This is a genomic window from Pleomorphomonas sp. T1.2MG-36, assembly GCF_950100655.1.
In the GTDB taxonomy this organism is placed as follows: domain Bacteria; phylum Pseudomonadota; class Alphaproteobacteria; order Rhizobiales; family Pleomorphomonadaceae; genus Pleomorphomonas.
The window spans coordinates 797,197-815,549 of record NZ_CATNLY010000001.1; the positions used below are offsets into that span (position 1 = coordinate 797,197).

The following is an 18,353-nucleotide window of genomic DNA, read 5'->3' on the forward strand; positions in this document are numbered from 1 at the left end:
TTAACCATGCCGGACTAGGCTCGCTCATCGTATTCGCGCTGATTTCATGGGGACATTCGCATGCGGCGACGCGCCTTTCTCGGTCTGGCTTTGCTCGGCCTCGGCGCCTGCACGACCGTGCCCCGGCGGCGGCCGGCCGGCGCCTCTCCTTCGATCCCCGATGGACTCGATGGTCCCTATCGTCTCGACAGCGGCGACAAGCTGCGGGTCACCGTCTTTGAACAGACGGCCCTATCGGGCAGCTTTTCCGTCGATCAGGCGGGCTACATCGCCTACCCCCTGGTCGGCAACGTCACAGCGCGCGGCCTGACCACGCAGGAATTGGCCGGCGCGCTGACGCGCGGCCTCAAGAAGGGCTACCTGAACAATCCCGACGTGACCGTCGAGGTCGATACCTATCGCCCCTTCTTCATCATGGGCGAGGTCCGCAATCCCGGCCAATACAGCTATGTGAACGCGATGACCGTCGAAACGGCCGTCGCCATCGCCGGCGGCTTCACATCGCGCGCCAACGAGGGCGGCATTTCCGTATCACGCCGGCTGAACGGCAAGGTCTACACCGGTACACTGCTGCCGAGCGCTCTGGTTCGCCCCGGCGACGTCCTGCGAGTCGCTCAGCGGCTGTTCTGACGTCGGTGTTGCCGAAAAAGAGCGACCGGTCTCGCCGCTTTACTCCACTTCAGGATTTTTCACCCATCATGGCGGCTTCGTTCGCCTTGATCATCGGGGATGAGTTGCGATGAGCGCCACCGAACCGGCCACCGGGCCCGTTTCCAACCTCCCGACGACAGCCGAAGCCGTCGCTCGAAACTATCGGGACGCTTCCATCGCCCCCTCGCTGGTGAGCGGCATCGCCGCCGCTTTCGAAGGGGTCTGCCTGTCCGTCGTCGGCGTCGGCCTGCTGCCATTGTTTTCGGTGTCGCTCGCTGGCCTGACGCTGGCAATTCCTGTCGGCGCCGCCATCCTGACGCTGTTCGTCGCCCAGATTCTCGGCGCCAACGACTTGTCGCTGCTGCGCCGTCACTCCCAGCGCTTCGCTAAGCTCCTGGTCGCCTGGTCGAGCGTCTTCGGCTTTGTCTCGGTGCTGCTGATCATCGGCGATGGTCTGCCCGACGTCGCCCGCCTGTGGTTCCTGGTCTGGTATCTGGCCGGCGTGATGACGCTCGGCCTCGCGTCGGCGATGACGTCACTGGCGACGCGCCGCCTCACCCGCGCCGGCCGCCTGCAAAAGCGAGCCGTCATCCTCGGCGGCGGCACCATGGCCGAATCGCTGATCACCGCGCTGGAGGAGACCGGGGGCAACGAACTGGCCATTCTCGGCGTCTTCGACGATCGCAATGACGACCGCAGTCCGGAGAACCAGCAAGGCTTTCCCAAGCTCGGCAACACCTCCGACCTCGTCGACTTCGCCCGTCTCGCCGCCGTCGACCTCGTGATCGTCGCCCTGCCCGCGACCGCCGAAGTCCGCATCCTGCAACTTCTGAAGAAGCTCTGGGTCCTGCCCGTCGACATCCGCCTCTCGGCCCATTCGAGCAAGCTGCGCCTTCGCCCCCGTTCCTATTCCTACATCGGGCGCGTGCCCTTCCTCGACCTGTTCGACCGCCCGATCACCGGCTGGTCGCAAGTGTCGAAGCGCGTGTTCGACGTCGCCATCGCCAGCCTCGCCATCGTCGCGCTGTCGCCGCTGATGATCGGCGCGGCCATCGCCGTCAAGGCGACTTCTAAGGGGCCGATTCTGTTCCGCCAGCCGCGCTACGGCTTCAACAACGAAGTGATCTCGGTGATGAAGTTCCGCTCCATGTATGCCGACCAGGCGGACATTAAGGCGGAGAAGGTGGTGACGCGCGGTGACCCGCGAGTGACGCCGGTCGGCCGCTTCATCCGCAAGACTTCGATCGACGAGTTGCCGCAGCTCTTCAACGTGCTGAAGGGCGACCTGTCGCTGGTTGGACCGCGCCCGCACGCCGTCAATGCCCACACCGAACACAAGCTCTGGGAAGAGGTGGTCGATGGCTACTTCGCCCGCCACAAGGTGAAGCCCGGCGTCACCGGCTGGGCGCAGATCAACGGCTGGCGCGGCGAAGTCGATACGCCCGACAAGATCCAGGCCCGCGTCGAGCACGACCTCTACTACATCGAGAACTGGTCGGTGCTGTTCGACCTCTACATTCTCATGCTGACGCCGATCCGCATCCTCAACCAGGAAAACGCCTACTGAACCGACGCGATGTCGCGGGCGGCGCGGAAGTCGACCCCCAGCCCCAGCGCGTCGGACACGACGATCGTTCCCTCGGCGATCGGCGCGGCGACCGACACGTCGCGCAAAAGGCGCAGACAGTCGAAGATGCGGTCCTTCGGCACCGGCGTCACCGACACCACCGGCAACAGCGCGAGACCGCCGCCAGACACCCGCACCGTCGTCGTCACCATACGCTTGGGAGCAACCACCTCCTCGGCGGCATAGGCGAGCCCCTTGTTGCAGGTGAAGCCGGTCATCTCCGAGACGGTGCCGTTCTCGACGATCACCTCGCCGCCGCAACCGATCGGACACCCGATGCACTGGATGGCATGGACCACGCGTTCCATCATGCCTCCTCCTCGATCTCGTCGTCCGCCTCGATCTTCTCGGGCGCCGGCACGACACGGAACTCCAGCTTCTGGGCGTCGCCGATCTTGCGGACGGGAATGTCGGCGACGATCATCTCGCTCGGTTTCACCACCCTCAGCTTGCGCTCGAAGGCGAGTGCGCCGTCGGCCCAGAACTGCAACAGCGACGCACCCGCCGGCTTGGCCGCCCGGAAATAGAAGCGGGTGCTCATCTTGCCGGGTTCGAAGGCGGAAAGCCGTTGCGGTACGACGGTGCGCAGTCCCTCCCCCGCCATGACGGATCGTTCGGAGCTAAGTGCGGGGAGCTCGCCCCTTGCATGGCGCGCCGCCGACCGGCCGGCGATGGCCGCCTCTTCCGACACCCAGTCGACGAGATCATGAACGTGCAGCACGTTGCCGGCGGCGAAGAAGCCGGGAATCGAAGTCTGCCGGAACTGATCGACGCGGGCGCCGCTGGTGATCGGATCGAGGGCCAGGCCTGCCGCCCGTCCGAGTTCGTTTTCGGGAATGAGGCCGACGGAGAGCAGCACGCAGTCGCACGACACGTCGAAGGCCGTGCCCTCGATCACCTCCAGCCTGTCGTTGACCTGCGACACGGTGATGCCAGTCACCCGGTCCTTGCCGTGGATCGCCGTCACTGAATGGCCGAGATAGAGCGGGATGCCGAAGTCTTCCAGGCACTGGACGATGTTGCGCGTCAGCCCGTTGGAATACGGCATGATCTCGAAGACGGCCTTCACCTTGGCGCCCTCGAAGGTCATGCGGCGGGCCATGATCAGGCCGATGTCGCCGGAGCCGACGATCACTACTTCCTTGCCCGGCAGGTAGCCCTCCATGTTGACCATGCGCTGGGCGGCGCCGGCCGTGAACACGCCGGCCGGCCGGCTGCCCGGCGTGCGAATGGCGCCGCGCGTTCGCTCGCGACAACCCATGGCGTAGACCACCGACTTCGCCCGGACCACCGTCATCCCGGCATGCGGGCTGACGGAGGTGATGACCCCGCCCGGCTCGGCGGCGAGCACGGTGGTATCGAGCCAGACGTCGATGTCCGTCGCCTTGACCATGTCGATGTAGCGGTGGGCATAGCCTGGTCCGGTCAGCTCCTCCTCGAAGCGCCTCAAACCGAAGCCGTTGTGAATGCATTGCTGCAGGATGCCGCCCAGTTCGCGGTCGCGCTCGATGATCAGCACGTGTTCCGCGCCGGCCTCGCGCGCGGCCAACGCCGCCGCCATGCCGGCGGGGCCGCCACCGATGGTCACCACGTCGTAGGACATCTCACGCATGGACACTCTCCCCGGCTTCCAGATCGGCACGCGACAGGAACAGCCATGATTTCACTGTGTCCTTGCGAACGGCCGTGATGGGAATGCCGAGTTCCCGAGCAAGGATGGCCGTGACGCGCGGCCCGCAGAAGCCGCCCTGGCACCGACCGGCCCCGGCACGGACGCGCCGCTTGACGCCGTCGACGGTTCTGGCGCCGCAAGGCGACAGGATGGCCGCGACGATCTCCGCCTCGGTGATGGTCTCGCACCGGCAGATGACGCGGCCGAACAACGGATCGGCGGCGATCAATTCGGCTTGCGACTGACGGTCGAGTTCGTGAAAGCGCGGCTTTGCCGGGTTGACCGGCACGAAGCTCGCCTTCGGCCTCAGTCGCAGGCCGACGTCCTGCAACAGCTCGATCATGACCTCGCCGATGGCCGGCGCCGAGGTGAGGCCGGGCGACTGGATGCCTGCGGCATGGACGAGACCACGGGCGGCCGGCGACGGACCTATGACGAAGTCCTTGCCGGCGGCGGCGCGCAAGCCGGCGAACTCGGTGATCGCCGTGCCGAGCGGCAGGGTCGGCATGATGCGACGAGCGCCGGCAATGATGCCGGCAAGACCGCCCGCCGTGGTCTCCTTGTCCTCCGGATCGTCGATCTCGGCGGCGTCGGGGCCGATGAACACGTTGCCATGCACGGTGGGCGACACCAGGATGCCCTTCGACACCTTGTCGGGCGTCGGGAACAGCACCGTGTTGACCAGTTGGCCGACGCTGCGGTCGAACAGGATGTACTCGCCTCGGCGCGGCTTGATGGTGAAACTGTCATCCCCGGCAAGACGGGCTATCTCACCGGAATGAAGACCGGCGGCGTTGACCACGAATCGGGTGGCGATGCGGCCGCCTGACGTGCGCACCGCCACGATCTGCCGGTCCTCGACATCGAGCCCGGTCACGTCGCATTCGGTGATGATGCGCACGCCGTTGCGAATGGCATTCTCGGCAAAGCCGACGGTGGCGAGAAACGGACAGACGATGGCGCCGGTGGGCGCCCAGAGTGCGCCGGCCACGTCTGGCGAGATGTTCGGCTCGTGGGCGAGGACCTGCTCCCGCGACCAGATTTCGAGACCCGGCACGCCGTTGTCGATACCGCGATGGCGGAGATCCGCCACGGTCTCCATCTGGGCGGCATCCTTGGCCACCACCAGCGACCCCGTCGCCTTGCGCGGAATGCCGAGCCCCTCGGAAAGCTCGGCATAGAGCTGGGCGCCGCGCACGTTGAGACGCGCCTTCCAGGTGCCGGGTTCGGCATCGAAGCCGGCGTGCAGGATGCCGCTGTTGGCCTTGGAAGTACCGGTGGCGACATCGGGCGACCGTTCGAGCACCACCACCGACAGCTCATAGCGCGACAGCGCGCGGGCAATGGCGCATCCCACCACGCCGCCGCCGATGACGACAACGTCGGCGCTGTCCGGAAGAGGCGCCGCTCCGAAACTGCCTGCCATGCTCTGCTCCCTTCACCGGGAAAGGCGATGCCTTGTCGACACCGACGAAGTTCGATTGATCTTCGTTTTAGTTCGCTTTCACTTTCGTATCATTTCAGACGACGGTTTCGGATCGGTATGAACGCCTAGCCCACACCGACCGAACTGAGGCATTCGAGCGGCATGGGCTCGGAGCACCCTCCTGAAAGCGACAACGCCGCCCTCCCCTGCGGGAAGGCGGCGTCATCTCTGCGACTCGGTGCCGGTGGCTTGTGACCTGCGGCCGAGGAAACGTCAGGCGGACAGGGCCTGCGCCACTTCGCCGGCATCGTCGCCGACGATCAGGTGATAGTTCGCGGCGCCCAGCGTGGCGACCGCGCGCACGCCCGCCTTCTTGACCAGCGACTGATCGAACCGCTTGGGATCGGCCACCTCGACACGAACGCGGGTTCCCGACACGGCCTCGACGGAGACGATGTTGGAGCGTCCGCCGAGGGCATCGATCATCTGGTCGGCCTTCAGTCGGGCACCGATCGACGGCACGCCGACGGCGGGCTTGCTGGCAACCGGCGCAGCCGCGGCGGCCGGAGCGATGCCACCGGCGGGCTGGGTGCGCAGGTACTCGTCCATGTCGGTCTTCATGTTCTCCGACTGGGTGCCGAAGATCACCTGCAGGCCCTGGCCGACCACCATGACGCCCGCGGCGCCCATTTCCTTGAACGTCGCCTGATTCACCTTGGCGATGTCGGCGACGCCGACGCGCAGACGGGTGATGCAGGCATCGAGGTTGGTGATGTTCTGCGCCCCGCCAAAAGCGGTGACCAGCTTGCGGGCGGTGGCGAAGCGATCGTTGCCGTCGAGCGCCTCGTCGGCGGTCTCGACAGTGGCGACGGCATCATCCTCGCGGCCGGGCGTCTTGAGGTCGAACTTCTGGATGGCGAAGCGGAACACCCCGTAATAGATGGCCGCGTAGATCGGCCCGAGGATCAGCGTCATCCACCAGTTATGGGCATTGGAACCGAAGACGTTGAACAGCAGGAAGTCGATGCCGCCCTGCGAGAACGTGAAGCCCATGTGAATGTCGAGCGTGTTGGCCACGAACTGAGTGGTGGCGGCGAGCACGGCATGCACGGCGTAAAGGGCCGGGGCGACGAACAGGAAGGAGAACTCGATCGGCTCGGTGATGCCGGTCAGGAACGAGGTCAGGGCGGCCGAAACCATCATGCCCATGACCTTCAGGCGGTTCTCCGGCTTGGCCGTGTGGGCGATGGCGATTGCGGCGGCCGGCAGGCCCCACATCTTGAATAGGAAGGCGCCCGACAGGATGCCGGCCGTGGAATCGCCCGCGAAGAAGCGGTTGATGTCGCCGTGCACCACCTTGCCGGCGGCGTCGGTGTAGGAGCCGATCTCGAAGAAGAACGGCACGTTCCAGATGTGGTGCAGGCCGAACGGGATCAGCAGGCGCTCGACGAAGCCGTAGACCGTGGCGGCAAGGCGCGGATCGTTCTCCGCCGCCCAGTGCGAGAAGATGTCGATGCCGGACTGGACGGGCTGCCAGACGAAGGACAGCACCACGCCGGCGACGATGGCCGCCACACCGGTGATGATCGGCACGAAGCGCTTGCCGGCGAAGAAGCCGAGATAGGACGGCAGCTGGATGCGGAAGTAGCGGTTGAACAGCGACGCCGCGATGGCGCCGATGATGATTCCGCCGAACACGCCGGTGTCGATGGTCGGCACCGTCTTGCCGGCCAGCACCGGCACGTGCAGGAACACGGCCATGGCGCTGAGCGTCGCCGTCATGACGAAGTAGCCGACGACGGCGGCGATGGCGGCGACGCCGTCATTCTTGGCGAGGCCGAGGGCGACGCCGACGGCGAAGATGATCGGCAGATTGCCAAAGATGGCATCGCCACCCTTGGCCATCACCTGCGACACGATCTCGGGCAGGAAGGAGAAGTTGGACGCGCCGATGCCGAGCAGAAGGCCGGCGACGGGCAGCACGGCTACGGGCAACATCAGCGCCTTGCCGATCTGCTGCAGCACTCCGAAGGCTGATTTGAACATGGTTGGAAACCTCTGGGATTAAGCTTCGGGCCAGGACTTGGCGAGCATTCGGCGCACCGCCTCGCCGGATTCGAGGGCGAGCGCCGCTTCGGCGGCCGCCTTGCAGGTGTTCATGTCGAGGGTACGCACCATTGCCTTGATCCCGGCGATCGAGCCGGCTGTCGCCGACAGCTCGGTGACGCCGAGGCCGATCAGGACCGGCGCCGCCAGCGGGAAGGAGGCGAGCGAACCGCAGACGCCGACCCAGCGGCCATGCGCCTTCGCACCCTCGGCTGCCAGTTGGATCAGCCTGAGCACCGCCGGGTGGAAGGGATCGAGCTGCTTGGCGAGGCGGGCGTTCACCCGATCGATGGCCAGCGTGTACTGGGCGAGATCGTTGGTGCCGACCGACAGGAAGTCGGCTTCGGCGGCCAGGGTCTTGGAAATGAGCGCCGCCGAGGGAACCTCGACCATGATGCCCACCTCGATCGGCGCAGAGCGTGCGAGCGCCTTCATCTCCTCGTCGATCACCTTGCGCACGTCCCTAAGGTCGGCGAGCGTGGCGATCATCGGCAGCAGAATCTTGCACTGGCCAAAGGGCTTCACCCTGAGGATGGCGCGGATCTGGGTCCTGAGAAGCTCGGGCTGCCAGAGGCTCATGCGGACGCCGCGCAGACCGAGGGCAGGATTTTCCTCCTTCGGCAGGTTGGCGTAGGGCACGTCCTTGTCGGCGCCGGCATCGAGGGTGCGGATGATCAGCGGCCGTCCCTTCAGGCCATCGGCGATCGCCTGATACTGGGCATACTGCTCGTCTTCGCTCGGCGCCGAGGTGCGGTTGAGGAACAGAAATTCCGACCGCATCAGGCCGCAGCCTTCGGCACCGCTCTCGAGCGCCACGGCGACGTCGGCGGGACCGCCGAGATTGGCGACAACCTCGATCCGCTTGCCGTCGGCCATGTAGCAGTCGTCCTGCGTCGCGGCGCGATTGGCGGCAAGGCGTTCGCGACGACGAACCACGGCGGCACGGACGCCAGCCAGCTCGTCCGCCGGCGGATTGATCCGCACGGCCGCGAGGTCGGCGTCGAGGACGACCGGCTGCCCGTCGGGCACGCACAGCACGCCGACACCGGCGGCGACGACGGCCGGAATGCCCTTCGACGCCGCGAGGATCGACACGTGCGCCGTGGGCCCGGCATAGGCCAGCACGATGCCGGCGACCTTGGTGAGGTCGAGGTCGGCGAACTGCGACGGCAACAGGTCGGCCGCGAAGATGATCGCATCGTCGGGCAGCACTGTTGCGGCCCCGGAAACACCCAGGAGAATCGCCAGCACGCGGCGGAGGACGTCCTCGAGATCGGAGGCCCGCTCGGCAAGCACCGGGTTGCCGAGCTTGCGCAGCGCGGCGACCTGGCGGTCGATGGCCGTCTTCCAGGCAAACGCAGCGCTCTTGCCGTCGCGGATCATCGTCCAGGCGGCATCGCGCAGATCGGGATCTTCGACGAAGGACAGATGCGCGGTGAGGATTTCCGCCTGCTGCCCCTTGCTGGCGGCGATCTTGGCGCCGATGTCGGCCGCCGCCGTCTTCAGCGCGGCGCGCAGTTCCTTGATTTCCTGTTCGACGTCGGCCCCGGCTTCGGAAACCTCGAAGTCCTCCGAGGTGATCCGCACCGACACGCCGGCAGCGAGCCCCGGCGAGGCCGTTGTACCCTCAATGGTCTTGGCAACGCCCGGTCCCCAAAGCTCGGGTGCGTCGGCGGCGGCCGGCGCAACGGGCTCCGCCGCCGCGACGACTTCCGGCGTGGACGCGGGAGCGGTCGTGGCAGGCGCTTCCGGTCCGCCCAACAACGCCGCGATGCGGTTCGCAACCTCGGCGCCATCGGCTCCCCTGGCCTCGATGGTCAGCTCGTCGTTGTGCTGGGCGCCGAGCAGCATCAGTCCGACGGGACTTGCCGCGCTGGCCTTGCGGTCGCCGAGACGGATGATCACCTCGGCGGTGCCGGACTTGGCGGCCTCGGCGATGAGTCCGGCGGGGCGGGCGTGGATGCCGTGCGGATCGGCGATACGGACCTTCACGACGACCGCATCGCCATCCGATGCGCTCACCGGGGACGGTGCCGCTTCGCCCTGCGGAACGATGGTGGCAACCTCATCACCAGCGGCGATCTCCCGATCGACGCCGGAAACGGCCAGCGTGAATCGCTCGCCGTTGGTCAGCACCACCGGAACCACCAGACTGCGGACCAGTTGCGAGATGACGTCCATGTCGAAGCTGATCAGGGGATCGCCGGTCTTGACCCGATCGCCTTCGGCGACATGAGGCGTGAAGCCATCGCCCTTGAGCGCCACTGTATCGAGGCCGATGTGCATCAGAACCTCGGCGCCGTCGTCCGCCCTCAGCGTCACCGCATGGTGGGCGCGGTGGAGCGAGGTGACCACGCCGGCGAACGGCGCGCGCAGCGTCGCGTCGGTCGGGTCGATGGCAAAGCCGTCGCCCAGAATCCTGCCGCTGAACACCGGGTCCGGAACGTCGGCGATGGAGCCGAGCCAGCCGCCGATCGGAGCTCTGAGGTAAAGCCTGTCCTTCGCGTCGAGCGGCTTGCCGCCGCCGGACGCGTCCTTTGAATGATCAACCACGTCAAGACTCCGTCAGATCTTGGGTTTCTCCGTGAGGCGACGATATCGCCCTGTCTCGTTCAACTCGTGCGCATGCCCTGCGGCTCCGGCCGCAAGGTCGATCATCGTCGCGGCGGCGCCTGGGCGCTGTCGCGAAAGATCAGGTCGACCGGCCGGACTTCCGAAAGAGTGGCCGGATCGGCGCCGCCGATCAGCGCGGCGGCCAGCTCGGCAACTCGCGTTCCGGCGGCGCGGATCGACGAAAAGGTGGTGGTGAGCGGAGGATCGAAGGCCTCTGGCCGCACGGTCGCCAGACCGTCGTCATGGGCGATGACCGACACGTCGCGGCCGACCTTGAGACCGCAATCGCCGATGGCCCGGCAGCAGCCGGAGGCCAGGAACATCGAAGCGCACAGGAAGGCCGTGGGGGCCGCCGGCAGGCCCAGCAACGCTCGCGTTGCGCGATAGCCATGGTCTTCGGTGGCGGGACCGGCAGCAAACAACCCCGCCGCCGGGTTGAGGCCGCGATGACCGAGAGCGGCATGCCAGCCGACCATGCGCTGCTCCGACGCCGACAGATCGGCCGGCCCGCTGACCAGCGCGATGATCCGGTGGCCGAGCCCGGCCAGAAGGTCGACGGCCCGGCGCACACCATCCTCATGGTCGATATCGAGATGGGGATAGACTAGCGAGCCGGCGGTGCGGCCACAGGTGACCGTTTGCAGGCCGAGGTGCGACAGCAGGCGAATGCGAAGGTCGTCGACCTTGAGGTTGGCGAGGATCATCACGTCGACCGCCTTGGCGCGGGCGAGACGGCGATAGCCCGCCTCCTCGCCGTCGAACGTGGCATTGACGTAGAGATCGCGGCCACAGCGCCCTGCCCCGTCGGCAAGGCCGGCCAGGAATTCGGCGAACACCGGATCGGCCATCTCCGAGGAAGCGCCCGGTAGAACCACCCCGAACGCTCCGGACTCTCCTGTGGCGAGACGCTTGGCGCTGACGTTGGGCGTGTAGTTGAAGCGCCGCGCCGCTTCGACGACGCGCAGGCGCGTCTCCTCGTTGACCTCGGAGAAGCCATTGAGAGCCCGGCTGACGGTCGTCTTCGACAGTCCTAGATGCTGAGCAAGCTCCCTGAGATTCACCGATGGTCCTCCGAACTGCGGTCGGATGAGGCTCCGCCGATAAGCCTCGAACCGGTTTGAATCCCGGTCCTGCAACCGATCAGCCGATTTTTCAACGAAACGGCCGCTCATGTCACCGATCATGCAGATTAATTCGAAGGAAGAAATAAAGAAATCCGAACCGGTTTGGAAGATACGTAGTAACCCGGCTGTCACGCTTGACGAACCATGACGAGTGGCCCGACGCTTCGGCGGCCTGTGTTGAGGACCGTCCGGCGTGAAGGGTGGTTGCGCAGGGCACCACCTGATACCGATTCCGTCGGGTTTTGAGCTTTCGGGCGGAACCTGACGGAAGTGGAAGCGCCCAGCCGGGCGCCGGCCAATCAGGCCGAAACCCGCTTGAGCAGGATGAGTCCAGATCAAGCGGAACGAGTATGAAAAGGCGAGATCGAGCTTCGGAACGAACAATGCCGGGCGATCAAGGCCTGATCTGGCACCTGTCGCGATGGCGACGAGCCGGCCGATATCCACACCCCGAGGGAAAGCACCCAGTCGCACGAACGATGGCCGGGCTTGATCCAAGCCATCGGCATCGGAAACCATCGTTTGCGATCTTAGGGGGAATGGATGGTCGGGCAGAGAGGATTTGAACCTCCGACCCCGTGTCCCCCAGACACGTGCGCTAACCAGGCTGCGCTACTGCCCGTCCCATCAATCGTCCGGCGTCGACCGTCGGACGGGAGGGATGTAGCCGGTTCGCCCCGGCGGGACAAGTGCTAATTTCACCCCGTCCCCACCGGACGGCTCGTCAGCGCGTCTGATCCAGCAGGCGCTTGCACTCCAGCAGCTCGAACAGCGTCGACTGCAGGCGGCGGATGTCCTCTCGCGACAGCCCGCCAGAGCCGGACGATGCCGCATGCTCCGGCGTGGCGCGGAAGCGTTCCATGAAGCGAAAGCCGCCGCGGTTGGTGTTCTCCGGCAGAATGCCGGCCGGCAGCGGCTCTTCCTCCGCCTCGGCAGCGCGGACCAGGGGCGGTTCCACCCGAGGCTCGGAGCGTTGCGCGGGACGCTGTTGGGGGGCGGGCTCCATCTCCGGCTCGTCCGCTTCGAAAGCGGCCTCATCCATCGAAGAATCGCCCTCATCCGAAACGTCGTCGCTCGGAGCCACGGGAATCGGTTCGCCAGGGTGGCGCCAGACTTCCATGACGAAGCGGGCGCCCTGCTCTTTCAGGATGCGCTGAACGCCCTTGATCGTGTAGCCTTCGCCATAGAGCAGATACTGGATGCCACGGAGAAGCTCGACATCATCGGGGCGATAGTAGCGACGCCCGCCGCCACGCTTCATCGGCCGGATCTGGCTGAACTTGGTTTCCCAGAATCGCAAAACGTGCTGCGGAAGATCGAGCTCCTCCGCAACCTCGCTGATTGTCCTGAACGCGTCCGTTGCCTTTTCCACGCCGCCGCCCGACCTGATGCCGTACTCGGTCCCAAAAGACCGGATTCGCAAAGCGCCCTAATATAGAAGCGACAGGCGAAAGAAGCCAAGCCCGATATCGCATCAACACGAAGATCGGCAGCTAGCAATCTGTATTTCAATGAAATTTCGAAATGGCCGGCCACACGCCGGCCCTTGTTCAATCGTCGCCGTCAACGGCCGAAGCGTCACCGCCGTTGATTTCCGTCTTCAGCACGTTGCTGGGCTTGAACACCAGCACGCGCCGGGGAAGAATCGGAACTTCCTCACCCGTTTTCGGGTTTCGACCGATGCGTTCCGTCTTAGAACGGACAGAAAACGTACCGAAGGAAGAGAGCTTCACGGTCTCGCCCGTTACCAGACAGTCGGCGATCTCGCGCAGAACCGATTCGACGAGTTCGGCCGATTCGCTCCTCGACAAACCAACCTTCTGGTACACGGCCTCGCAAAGATCGGCGCGGGTTACGGTTTTGCCCCCCATGGATCGCAAGCTCCCGTTGTTCCAGTCGACCGTGGATCTGGCCGACGGTCGAGATCCAAAGACATAGCGCACGAACGTAGTGCCAGATACGGATACGGTCAATCCATTTTTCGCGCAAGTCTTTCCAAACAAACAAAAAACCGTGGCATGCTACCAACGGAGGATAACTGCTCCCCAGGTAAGGCCGCCGCCGACCGCCTCGAACAGCACAACGTCGCCGCACTTGACCTTGTCCGCGCGCACAGCGAAATCCAACGCGAGCGGAATGGTCGCCGCCGAGGTGTTGGCATGGCCCTCGACGGTGATGATCGTCTTATCCAAGGGGATGCCGAGCTTCTTCGCCGAGCCCTCGATGATGCGACGATTGGCCTGATGGGGAATGAACCAGTCTATGCTGGCGCCATCGAATCCAGTCGCCTCGAACACGGACTTGATGACGTCGCCAACTCCGCCGACGGCAAACTTGAACACTTCCTGGCCATGCATGCGCACATGGCCGGGAGCGCCGGTCATCGACGGCCCGCCATCGGTGCAGAGCTTGTCGACATGCCGGCCATCGGCCCGCAGACTGGCGGCGAGCAGGCCGCGATCGGCCGACGTCCCCTCACCCTCCTCGGTACCCAGCACCACCGCGCCGGCCCCATCGCCGAACAGCACGCAGGTCGTGCGGTCGTTCCAGTCGAGAATGCGCGAGAAGGTGTCGGCACCGATCACCAGTGCCTTGCGGGCAAGACCGGTGCGCAGCAGACTGTCGGCAACGGTGAGCGCGTAGACGAAACCGGAACACACGGCTTGCAGATCGAAGGCAAAGCCATGGGTGACGCCGAGCTTGCGCTGGACCTCGACAGCCGACGACGGAAAGGTGCGGTCGGGCGTCGCCGTCGCCAGCAGCACCAGATCGATCTCGTCGACGTTGACGCCGGCAGCCGCCAGCGCCCTGGCGGCGGCGGCGGTCGCCAGATCGGAGGTCATCTCGCCATCGGCGGCAACGTGGCGCTCGCGAATACCGGTGCGCTGAACGATCCACTCGTCCGACGTGTCGACCAGCTTGGCAAGGTCCTCGTTGGTCAGAATCCTGTCGGGCAGGTAGCTTCCCGTGCCTAGAATGACGCTGCGGATCACGCTCAGCTTCCTTTCTCGCCGGCGGCAAGGCTGATCGCCGCCTGCTCCCGGTAATAGTGTGCAAGGTCGGTCTCGATCTTGCTCATCAGGCCGTTGCGGGCCATGTCGTAGCCAAGATCGAGCGCGGCCGCGAAGCCGAAGGCGTCGGTGCCGCCATGGCTCTTGATGACGATGCCGTTCAGCCCGAGGAAGACGCCGCCGTTATACTTGCGGGGGTCCATCTTCTCCCTGAGCCCCTGGAACGCGCCGCGCGCCAGCAAATAGCCGATGCGGGTCAGCCAGGTGCGGCCAAGCGCCGTGCGCAGGTAGCTCATGAGCTGCTTGGCGGTGCCTTCGGCCGTCTTGAGCGCGATGTTGCCGGCGAAGCCCTCCGTCACGATGACGTCCACCCGGCCGCGGCCGATGTCGTCTCCCTCGACGAATCCCATGTACTGAAGGTTGGCGAGAGCCGTTTCCTTGAGAATCTGGCCGGCCGCCCTCACCTCCTCGTTGCCCTTGACGTCCTCGACGCCGACATTGAGCAGGCCCACCGAGGCAATCTCGGTGTGAAACAGCGCACGGGCCATAGCCGCACCCATCACGGCGAAACCGATCAGCTGTTGCGCATCGGCACCGATCGACGCGCCAACGTCGAGCACGATCGATTCCGATTTCAGGTTCGGCCAAAGCGCCGCGAGCGCCGGCCGCTCGATGTTGGCCATCGTCCGGAGGCAAAACTTCGACATGGCCATCAGTGCGCCGGTATTGCCGGCGGAGACGGCGAAATGCGCTTCGCCCTTCTTCACCGCCTCGATCGCCCGCCACATGGAAGACTTCCACCGACCGTGACGCAAGGCGCTGGACGGCTTTTCGTCCATGGCCACCGTGACTTCGCAGTGGTGAAAGCGAGAGGCGGCCTTGACCCTCGGATACTGCTCCAGAACCGGCAGGACCACGGCCTCGTCGCCAAACAGCTCGTATCGGAGATCCGGACGCCGCGTCAGCTCGAGGTCAGCGCCGGCGAGCGTCACCGACGGCCCGAAGTCGCCGCCCATGACGTCGATGGATATGATTAGGGGTTCGGCCATAAATCCTCGGAAGCGCGGCAACCGCCGAAATTGATCGGGCGGGAAGATAAACATTCCCCCCCAGGAAACAACACCAAAATACGTGCCGGCCGCCGCCCGGGCGGCGCGGCTGCGGTTGTCACGGGCGCTTGTCCTTCAGCGAGGCGAGACCGGCGAACGGCGACTCGACCTCGTCTTCGCTGCCATCATCCTCGATGAATGGCGTGAACTCGACACCCGGCTTGCGCGGATACGGGTCCAGACCGACCGCGATGAATTCGATGGTCAACACGCCGAGATCGACCGTGGAGCCAAGAATAGGTTCCGGCGGGTCCTCGGCATCGACGTCGACTTCGATCTCCTCGTTGACCGGCTCGATCTCGCTTTCCGGCAGGTAACGCAGATCGACGGTCTCGCGGATGCTCTCGGGCACCGGGTCGAGGGTGACGACGCAGGCCTGTTCCACCTCCGCCCGCACCTCGCCCACCACCTTGAAGCCGGTCTTGCGAAACGGCGATATGGTGTATTCAGCCGACGCGCTCGCCACCTTCACAATGCCCAGCGCATCGGCGATGGCCTCGCACTCTGACGGACTGGCCTCAAAAGCCACGGGCGTGCCGCGCGGCTGCACTCCGCTCCATGCGAAGACGCGGGAAAAGGGGATGTCGGCTTTTGCAGTCATGATGGCTTGATATCCGAGAGTGCCGGTTCATCGGCGGAGATGGATGATCGCAGCGAGGAAGGCAAGCCCGCCGAGGCAAGTTCATCCACCGGTGTGTCGGCAAGGCCTCGCGCGAATCCGCGCACATGGGCGGCGAGACGGGCGATATGCGACGGGTCGGTCGCCGCGCTTCCATAGACGTTGCGGACGAGCGCCTCGGCAAGTGCTTCCGGCCGTTCGGAGGCAAGCGCCGCCGCCGTCGCTTCCGCGCGACCGTAGAAGGCGCCGACCACCTTCTTGAGCCGACGCTTGAGACCGCTGTCATCATAACCGATCTCGCGCATCGACCGTTCCATGTCGTCGATGAAGAGCTCGCTGAGCCGGCGCGCCGTCTCTCTCCCGGCGGCCTCGAGGGACAGGCGATGAACGGCAAGGCCGACATGCAGCATCAGCATCTCGAGCCGCCCTTCGGTGCTGTCGGCAACCCCGAGCTCGGCGTAGAACACTTGGCGACGCGAGGCTTGCACCAAGGCCTCGTATAGCGACGCAACGCCAGATGATCTCTTCCGCCGAATGAGGCCGAACACCATAGTTTTGCCGTTTCCTTCTCCGAAGACCGATTCCAACCCGGTGATCGATAGGAAACCGCGCCGGGCGCACGAATTGACGTTGCCTCGTGACCTAGCGCAAGGTAACCAAGTTGCCAAGCGTGGAGTCAGGACAATACTCGAAGCCGCCTTGTGCGGCTTCCGGCGCCAAGCAGTGCCGCGCGGAGCGCGTAGTTCGAGGCACAGCCCCGAATTGCGTCAAGCGGAGCGAAAGCCGAGGGCCGCAGGCCCGTCGGCGACTGAGGCAGGAATCAAAGCGGATGGATCGCTTTCAGCCGACCATCCGGGGTGTGGTTATGAGTGCCGGGAGGCTCATGTGAAGTTCAGCCGGAGTGAACGCCCGTCGGGCATGATGTTTGGTCTGAAGGGCGCCGCTATCGCCCTGCTGACGGCCGTCTCGGTGTCGGCGTGCGGCACGCCGCCAATCCAGCATGGCTATGTGCTTTCCGAAGAGGCGCTGACCCAGGTACCGGTCGGCTCTTCGCGCGAGCAGGTGCTTCTGGTTCTCGGCTCGCCCTCGACCACCTCGGCGGTGGCCGGCGACACCTTCTACTACATTTCCCAGACCATCGATGAAAACCCGCTCATGGGGCGTTCGATCACCGACCAGCGGGTGCTCGCCATCTATTTCGACGAGAAGGGTCTGGTCAAGCAGATCGCCAATTACGGCCTGAAGGACGGCAAGGTGTTCGACTTCATCGAACGCAAGACGCGCACCGGCGGCGCCGACCTCAACCTCATCAGCCAGATCTTCAAGGGTGTCGGCCGCGTCAATCCGCTCGGCGGCCTCTAGGCAGAGCCGACCAAGGCTCGCGATTTCAGGGCGCGGCACCAGCCGCGCCCTTTTTCATGCCTTGCGGCCGGAGAACATCGTCGCCGTGTAGACCACCAGCGCCGCCCAGATGAACATGAAGGCGACAAGCTTGCCGGCCGAGAACGGCTCGTGGAACACGAAGACGGCGGTCAGGAAAATCATCGACGGCGCGATGTATTGCATGAGGCCGATGGTCGAGTAGCGCAGCAATCGCGCGCCATAGACGAACAGGATGAGCGGCACCGCCGTTACGAGACCCGAAACCGCCAGCAGCACCGTGTCGGAGATGGTGGTCACCATCCCGGTTCCAATGAAGTGGCCGCTGCCCGTTGCCGCCAGCCAGCCGATATATGCCAACGCCAGTGGCGAGATCAGAACGACTTCAAGAAGGAACCCCTGCGTCGGGCCGATCGGCAGCGTCTTCTTGAGATAGCCGTAGATGCCGAATGTCAGCGCCAGAGCCAGCGACACCCAGGGAAGGCCACCGCTCTCGACGGTCATCAGGCCGACACCGAAGACGGCGAGCGCGACGGCGAACATCTGAGCACGGCTCAACCGTTCGCCCAGAAAGAGCGTGCCAAGCGCGACGTTGACCAACGGGTTGATGAAATAGCCGAGAGCCGACTCGAGCGCCCTGCCCGAACCGATCGCCCAGACGTAGATCGCCCAGTTCACCGAGATGAGACTGGCCGTGAGAAAGCCCATGGCAAGCATGCGCGGCTGACGGAACACCGCGAGGAAACTGGAAAAGCCACCCAGCGCCAAGAGAATCGCCGCCGTGATCGGCACCGACCACAGCACGCGGTGGGCCACCACTTCGTATGGCGAGATATGGGCGACGGCCTTCATGTAGAAAGGCAGGAACCCCCAAAGAAGGTAGGCCGAGAAGGCGAAGGCGAAGCCGCGATAACGGCCGAGGCCAGCCGGCGCGGCGGCTTGGGCGGATGTCATGGTCATGATTCCGGACAATGGCCGGCGGAGCCGAATGGCACCACCCGAAATGCCAAAGCGG

General features: G+C 65.3%; 16 protein-coding genes and 1 tRNA gene. 3 read left to right on the forward strand and 14 right to left on the reverse strand.

From position 1 onward, the window contains the following. Nucleotides 1-60: 60 nt before the first annotated feature. On the forward strand, nucleotides 61-630 hold the full coding sequence (locus tag QQZ18_RS03735; protein WP_284538012.1) for a polysaccharide biosynthesis/export family protein: 570 nt from the start codon (nucleotides 61-63) through the stop codon (nucleotides 628-630). 109 nt (nucleotides 631-739) lie between these two features. Beyond that, nucleotides 740-2,218, forward strand: a complete 1,479-nt coding sequence (locus tag QQZ18_RS03740) for an undecaprenyl-phosphate glucose phosphotransferase (protein WP_284538015.1) — start codon at nucleotides 740-742, stop codon at nucleotides 2,216-2,218. Here QQZ18_RS03740 and QQZ18_RS03745 read toward each other — a convergent pair. From QQZ18_RS03745 to QQZ18_RS03805, 13 genes are all read right to left on the reverse strand, one after another. Then, on the reverse strand, nucleotides 2,212-2,589 hold the full coding sequence (locus tag QQZ18_RS03745; protein WP_284538017.1) for a DUF1667 domain-containing protein: 378 nt from the start codon (nucleotides 2,587-2,589) through the stop codon (nucleotides 2,212-2,214). The genes QQZ18_RS03740 and QQZ18_RS03745 overlap by 7 nt on opposite strands. Continuing rightward, entirely contained in the window at nucleotides 2,586-3,890 is a 1,305-nt protein-coding gene (locus tag QQZ18_RS03750; protein WP_284538018.1) for an NAD(P)/FAD-dependent oxidoreductase, read from the reverse strand. Before QQZ18_RS03750 ends, QQZ18_RS03745 begins: the two co-directional genes overlap by 4 nt. Further along, entirely contained in the window at nucleotides 3,883-5,376 is a 1,494-nt protein-coding gene (locus QQZ18_RS03755; RefSeq protein ID WP_284538020.1) for an NAD(P)/FAD-dependent oxidoreductase, read from the reverse strand. The genes QQZ18_RS03750 and QQZ18_RS03755 overlap by 8 nt, the downstream gene beginning before the upstream one ends. 273 nt (nucleotides 5,377-5,649) lie before the next feature. After that, complete coding sequence (gene ptsG / locus QQZ18_RS03760) at nucleotides 5,650-7,422, reverse strand: PTS glucose transporter subunit IIBC (RefSeq protein ID WP_284538023.1); 1,773 nt, start codon at nucleotides 7,420-7,422, stop codon at nucleotides 5,650-5,652. A gap of 18 nt (nucleotides 7,423-7,440) precedes the next feature. Next, nucleotides 7,441-10,035, reverse strand: coding sequence for a phosphoenolpyruvate--protein phosphotransferase (gene ptsP, locus QQZ18_RS03765; RefSeq protein WP_284538024.1), 2,595 nt, complete (start codon nucleotides 10,033-10,035; stop codon nucleotides 7,441-7,443). A gap of 101 nt (nucleotides 10,036-10,136) precedes the next feature. Next, the gene (locus QQZ18_RS03770; protein ID WP_284538026.1) at nucleotides 10,137-11,156 is read right to left on the reverse strand and encodes a LacI family DNA-binding transcriptional regulator; all 1,020 of its coding nucleotides are present in this window, start codon (nucleotides 11,154-11,156) and stop codon (nucleotides 10,137-10,139) included. A gap of 607 nt (nucleotides 11,157-11,763) precedes the next feature. Continuing rightward, nucleotides 11,764-11,841 (reverse strand) — tRNA-Pro (locus tag QQZ18_RS03775). A 102-nt stretch (nucleotides 11,842-11,943) separates the two neighbouring features. Further along, nucleotides 11,944-12,591 carry a MerR family transcriptional regulator gene (locus QQZ18_RS03780; protein WP_284538028.1) on the reverse strand — a complete coding sequence of 216 codons (648 nt, stop codon included), beginning with the start codon at nucleotides 12,589-12,591 and terminating at the stop codon, nucleotides 11,944-11,946. A 178-nt stretch (nucleotides 12,592-12,769) separates the two neighbouring features. Then, a complete protein-coding gene (locus QQZ18_RS03785) occupies nucleotides 12,770-13,162 on the reverse strand; it encodes an integration host factor subunit alpha (protein WP_284538836.1) in 393 nt (130 codons plus the stop codon). Nucleotides 13,163-13,240: 78 nt separating this feature from the next. After that, nucleotides 13,241-14,212 carry a beta-ketoacyl-ACP synthase III gene (locus QQZ18_RS03790; RefSeq protein WP_284538030.1) on the reverse strand — a complete coding sequence of 324 codons (972 nt, stop codon included), beginning with the start codon at nucleotides 14,210-14,212 and terminating at the stop codon, nucleotides 13,241-13,243. Nucleotides 14,213-14,214: 2 nt separating this feature from the next. Then, the gene (gene plsX, locus QQZ18_RS03795; protein WP_284538033.1) at nucleotides 14,215-15,279 is read right to left on the reverse strand and encodes a phosphate acyltransferase PlsX; all 1,065 of its coding nucleotides are present in this window, start codon (nucleotides 15,277-15,279) and stop codon (nucleotides 14,215-14,217) included. A 118-nt stretch (nucleotides 15,280-15,397) separates the two neighbouring features. Continuing rightward, complete coding sequence (locus tag QQZ18_RS03800; protein WP_284538035.1) at nucleotides 15,398-15,940, reverse strand: YceD family protein; 543 nt, start codon at nucleotides 15,938-15,940, stop codon at nucleotides 15,398-15,400. Continuing rightward, a complete protein-coding gene (locus QQZ18_RS03805; RefSeq protein WP_284538037.1) occupies nucleotides 15,937-16,446 on the reverse strand; it encodes a ubiquinol-cytochrome C chaperone family protein in 510 nt (169 codons plus the stop codon). The genes QQZ18_RS03800 and QQZ18_RS03805 overlap by 4 nt, the downstream gene beginning before the upstream one ends. Before the next feature lie 397 nt (nucleotides 16,447-16,843). Between QQZ18_RS03805 and QQZ18_RS03810 the strand changes: the two genes are divergently transcribed. Then, complete coding sequence (locus QQZ18_RS03810) at nucleotides 16,844-17,320, forward strand: outer membrane protein assembly factor BamE (protein WP_284538039.1); 477 nt, start codon at nucleotides 16,844-16,846, stop codon at nucleotides 17,318-17,320. A 54-nt stretch (nucleotides 17,321-17,374) separates the two neighbouring features. Here QQZ18_RS03810 and rarD read toward each other — a convergent pair whose 3' ends face one another. After that, a complete protein-coding gene (rarD, locus tag QQZ18_RS03815; RefSeq protein ID WP_284538041.1) occupies nucleotides 17,375-18,292 on the reverse strand; it encodes an EamA family transporter RarD in 918 nt (305 codons plus the stop codon). Between the last annotated feature and the right edge of the window lie 61 nt (nucleotides 18,293-18,353).